This window comes from Streptococcus oralis (assembly GCF_001578945.1).
GTDB lineage: Bacteria > Bacillota > Bacilli > Lactobacillales > Streptococcaceae > Streptococcus > Streptococcus oralis_Q.
The window spans coordinates 1-536 of sequence record NZ_KQ969597.1 but is presented as its reverse complement, the minus strand read 5'-3'; the positions used below and the strand labels follow the sequence as shown (position 1 = coordinate 536).

1 protein-coding gene is annotated in these 536 nt (G+C 39.2%); it reads right to left on the bottom strand.

What is annotated here, in order from left to right:
• A partial coding sequence (locus SORDD16_RS09960; protein ID WP_164966527.1) for a sensor histidine kinase occupies positions 1–536 on the bottom strand: 536 nt, incomplete at both ends.

Sequence of the window (536 nt, the reverse complement as noted above, 5' to 3'; positions counted from 1 at the left end):
GAAAGAGATTGGATAGCAATCTTAACTTCAAAAATTGTTCCTCTAGGTTTGTTATCTTTTACACTAATTGTTCCTCGTAAGGCATCTACGATCTGCTTGGCCAAAGATAGTCCAAGACCAAAGCCACCTTTCTGACGGGTTCTCGCCTTGTCTACACGATAAAATCGGTCAAAGATTTTCTTCTTGTCAGGAGCTGAGATTCCAATCCCATTATCCGTTACTGTTAGATAGAGGTGGCGATCCGTTGCATGAATAACAAATTCAATCTTTCCATCTCCCTCTGTATACTTAATAGCATTATCAAACAAGATGGTCATGAGCTGTTTTAGGAGCAGCTGATCCGTCATGATTGGACGATAAATTCGATTTTCATACTCAAAAATTCGATCATTTTCAGTAGCAATCAACTCATAGTTGGTAAAAGTTGTCTTAAAGAACTGCGGTGATACTTCTGCTATTTCGGGCTTGATTCCATCATCACGACGTGCAAGATTGAGAAGACTAGTGGTTAGAAAACGCATATTACGAACTTCTTC